This window comes from Blastomonas sp., assembly GCF_041747255.1.
GTDB lineage: Bacteria > Pseudomonadota > Alphaproteobacteria > Sphingomonadales > Sphingomonadaceae > Blastomonas.
This window is the reverse complement of record NZ_JBGTFM010000376.1, coordinates 1-3,872: the sequence shown is the minus strand read 5'-3', so window position 1 is coordinate 3,872 and position 3,872 is coordinate 1. Positions and strand designations below refer to the sequence as shown.

The 3,872-nt window shown below is 61.4% G+C and carries 5 protein-coding genes; 2 read left to right on the top strand and 3 right to left on the bottom strand.

From position 1 onward, the window contains the following. The 3 genes from ACEW8G_RS12775 to ACEW8G_RS12765 all read right to left on the bottom strand — a co-directional run. On the bottom strand, positions 1-519 hold a 519-nt coding region (locus ACEW8G_RS12775; RefSeq protein WP_373488794.1), incomplete at its 3' end, for an FAD-dependent oxidoreductase. Positions 520-576: 57 nt separating this feature from the next. Then, positions 577-1,155, bottom strand: coding sequence for a hypothetical protein (locus ACEW8G_RS12770; protein WP_373488793.1), 579 nt, complete (start codon positions 1,153-1,155; stop codon positions 577-579). Between the two features lie 3 nt (positions 1,156-1,158). After that, positions 1,159-2,094 (bottom strand): ABC transporter ATP-binding protein, encoded by a 936-nt coding sequence (locus tag ACEW8G_RS12765; protein ID WP_373488792.1) that lies wholly within the window; start codon positions 2,092-2,094, stop codon positions 1,159-1,161. 101 nt (positions 2,095-2,195) lie between these two features. Here ACEW8G_RS12765 and ACEW8G_RS12760 point away from each other — a divergent pair, with 101 nt between their 5' ends. Both ACEW8G_RS12760 and ACEW8G_RS12755 read left to right on the top strand, forming a co-directional pair. Continuing rightward, positions 2,196-2,396, top strand: coding sequence for a zinc-finger domain-containing protein (locus ACEW8G_RS12760; protein ID WP_373488791.1), 201 nt, complete (start codon positions 2,196-2,198; stop codon positions 2,394-2,396). A gap of 322 nt (positions 2,397-2,718) precedes the next feature. Continuing rightward, the coding region (locus ACEW8G_RS12755) for a DEAD/DEAH box helicase (protein ID WP_373488790.1) at positions 2,719-3,872 on the top strand (1,154 nt) is incomplete at its 3' end.

Below are 3,872 nucleotides of genomic sequence, written 5' to 3'. Positions count from 1 at the left end.
TGCCGGGCTCTCGCGGTGGCGGTCGGCGATCAGGTCAATCGCCACCATATCGGGCAGCATCGTGATGTTGGGGCTCGCGTGCGCGGCGCGCTCAAGCGCCTGCTGCACCGCCCAGCCGGTGGCATCGTCGACATGCACGATGCGCCGGTGGCTGTGCCCGCCCTCGCGGGTCAGATGCAGGTCATCGGCATCCAATCCAACGCCGCCCTGCCGGTTGAACGGCACGCCAAGGTCAACCAGATGCTGGATCGCCGCTGGCGCATTCTCGACCACGAATTCTACGGTCGCGCGGCTGTTCAGCCCTGCGCCCGCGACCATCGTGTCCTCGATATGGTTGGAGAAGGTATCGCCCGGCTCAAGCACCGCCGCGATGCCGCCCTGCGCCCAGGCGGTCGAACCACCCGAGATATCGCCCTTGGCCAGCACCAGCACCCGGTAATGCCGCGCAAGGCTAAGCGCCGCCGTCAACCCCGCCGCGCCCGACCCGATGATGAGGATGTCGTGGTGATTACCGGCCATAGAAAAAGCATCTTTCTCTCATCACAAGCCGGATATCCAGCAATGCACCATCGTCAATCAACTGCCGCATTGCAGGAATGCCTTTCCATTCGTGTCTTCCAAAACACGAATATATGATTCAACTTCTCCCTCAATCATTAGATCTCCGGTTGCTAACACACCGAAACCAATCCCGTTAACAGCCTTGATGACCTCAGCTTTTGTGGCAGAAAATCCGAGGGAGAAACCGATATAGTCAGTCTCAGGCGCTGCCCAATGTTGAATGGACGCAAGCCGCAGACCAAGCCACTTGCCCTCAACAGGCGCGGTTACCGACAACAGATATCCTTCGGTGACAGCGACGGCTTTGCCCAAATAGGAGGAATGAGCAGTAGGACGACGTGGTTCGATGTCAGCGCCTTCATCGAACCGCGACAATAATGCCTTGAGTTCGGCATTGAAAACCGGGGCCGGAAAGCAACTGCCAACGCCCTGAAATACGATGGCCTTTCCGAAACCAGTAGCGTCAGGATCAATGCTCAGTTCTTCTTGTGCCGCAACGACCTCGCCTTGTTCAGCGGTAGGTGTTGCCGGTTGGTCCGAACAACCTGCCAAAAATGCGGTCAAGACAAGCGCGGATCGAACGCCAAATGCCATGGCTCATGCCACCGCTTTGGTAAGGTTCAGGAACACGTCTTCCAGATCGGCCTCGCGCGTTGACACGTCGACGATGCCATAGCCCGCCTCGCGCACGCGGGTCATCACCTGGCCGGCGTTGAGATGGTCCTTGTTGTAGCTGATCTCGACCATCCGCTCGGTAATCTTGCTGACCTTGTCGAACGCGGGGTCGGCGGGCAGCGCGGCGATGTCCTGGTCGAGCGTCAGCACGATCAGCTTCTCGCGCGCCATGCCGACCAGCTCGGCGGTCGGCTTGTTGGCGATCAGCCGCCCGTGGTTGATGATCGCGATGCGGTCGCACAGTTGCTCGGCCTCTTCGAGATAGTGCGTGGTCAGCACCACCGTTACCCCAGAGCGGTTGAGCGCGCGCACATAATCCCACAATTGCTGGCGCAGTTCGATATCGACCCCTGCGGTCGGCTCATCGAGCACCAGGATCGGCGGCGCGTGGACCATCGCCTTGGCGACCAGCAGCCGCCGCTTCATGCCGCCCGAAAGTGTCCGCGCATAGGCATCTGCCTTGTCCTCAAGCCGCACCGCACGCAGCAGCTCGGCGGTGCGGCGCTTGGCCCTGGGCACCCCGAACAGCCCCGCCTGCAGTTCAAGCGCCTCGGCAGGGGTGAAGAACGGGTCGAACACGATCTCCTGCGGCACGATGCCGATGGACGCCTTGGCGTTGCGCGGATCGACATCGATGTCAAAACCCCAGATCGAGGCCGAGCCCGATGTCTTGCGCACCATGCCCGAGAGGATGTTGATCAGCGTCGATTTGCCCGCGCCATTGGGCCCCAGCAGCCCGAAAATCTGCCCGCGCGGCACATCGAAACTGACCCCGTCAAGCGCCAGCTTGTCCGGCGTGCCGCCCGATCCTGCGTAAATCTTGCGGAGATTGTCGATGGAGATGGCGGCGGTGTTCACGGCAAGCGAATTAGCGGCAAGCTAAAGGCAGCGCAAAGGGAAACGTGAGGACGTGCGCGTGACGATTGCGCGCCTGCTGCAACTTTGATACTCGCCACCCCATGATCGAACCGCCCGAAACCATTCGCACCCCCATCTCGCGCGTTGCCTGCGATGGTGCCAGTGATGTGCGCGGTGGCGCTGCGCTTGGCCACCCGCGCGTATGGCTGCAGATCGATGAACGGGGCTATGCCGAATGCGGCTATTGCGACCGCCGTTTTGTGCTGGTCGGCGGCCCGGCGGATGTCCCGCTGCTCGGCTGATCGGCGGCGCTGCAGCGAATTTGCTTGCCTAATTGCTGGTTCGCCGCCATATGCGCCTTCAAGCAGCGCGCCTTGGCACTGGAAATCAATCCTGTGCCCCCTCAAGAACCGGCAGCGTGAACGTCGATCGGCCTCTCTTCAAGAGCATACGCCGATCCGGATGGCCGGGCCATGAAACCCCGCTGCTTGATCCCAAACATCCCATTTCACGCGGGGCGTTTTTTTGAAGTTCCAGACAGTCTGGCGCTTTATAAACCCCGCAATGCGCGCGCCGCCCCGATATGGGTGTGGTCAGCGCCTTGCTCTGTAATAGAGTATAATAATGTCTTATTTTCATGAACTTGGCCTTGCCGACCCGATCTTGCGTGCGCTTGATTCCAAAGGCTATGACACCCCCACCCCGATCCAGAAAGACGCCATTCCCGCATTGATGCAGGGTCGTGACCTTCTGGGCATCGCGCAAACCGGCACCGGCAAGACCGCAGCGTTCTCGCTGCCCTCGCTGCATCATCTGGCAAAGGAAACCAAGGGCCGCACCCATAAAGGCTGCCGCATGCTGGTGCTCTCGCCGACGCGCGAACTCGCCGCCCAGATTGCCGAGAACATCCGCGAATATGCGCGGTTCCTCAATCTCTCGGTCAATTGCGTGTTCGGCGGCATGCCGATCTTCCAGCAGAAAAAGAAGCTCGCGCCCGGCACTGATGTGCTGGTGGCGACGCCCGGCCGTCTGCTTGATCTGATCGAACAGCGCGCGTTGACGCTCGAGAATGTCGAAATCTTCGTGCTCGATGAGGCTGACCAGATGATGGACTTGGGCTTCATCGTGCCCTTGAAGCGCATCGCATCGATGCTGCCCAAGAACCGCCAGAGCCTGTTCTTTTCTGCGACCATGCCCAAGGCGATTGCCGAGCTGGGGGCGCGGTTCCTGAACAACCCGGTGCGGGTCGAGGTCGCCCCGCAGGCGACCACGGCAGAGCGCGTCGAGCAGTATGTCACCTTCGTCAGCCAGAGCGAGAAGCAGGCGCTGCTTACGCTCAAGATTCAGGAAATCCGCCCTGAACGCACGCTTGTCTTCACCCGCACCAAGCACGGCGCGGACAAGGTGGTGCGCGCATTGGCAGGGGCCGGCATCCGCTCCGCCGCGATCCATGGCAACAAGAGCCAGTCGCAGCGCATGGCGGCGCTGAAGGCGTTCAAGGACAACGAGATCAAGGTGCTGATCGCCACCGACATCGCGGCGCGCGGCATCGACATCACCGGGGTCAGCCATGTGTTCAACTATGATCTGCCCAATGTGCCCGAGCAATATGTCCACCGCATCGGCCGCACCGCGCGCAACGGCGCGGACGGCATTGCGATTGCCTTTGTCAGCGGCGAGGAGCGCGGCCTGCTCAAGGACATCGAGCGCCTCACCAAGGTGAAGCCGGTGCCGATGCCCTTGCCCAAGGGCTTCAGCGAAGCCGCAGCGGCGCTGCC

Coding starts and splice junctions, on each gene's coding strand:
- ACEW8G_RS12770 (WP_373488793.1), bottom strand. CDS start 1,155: ATGGCATTTGGCGTTCGATCCGCGCTTGTCTTGACCGCATTTTTGGCA.
- ACEW8G_RS12760 (WP_373488791.1), top strand. CDS start 2,196: ATGATCGAACCGCCCGAAACCATTCGCACCCCCATCTCGCGCGTTGCC.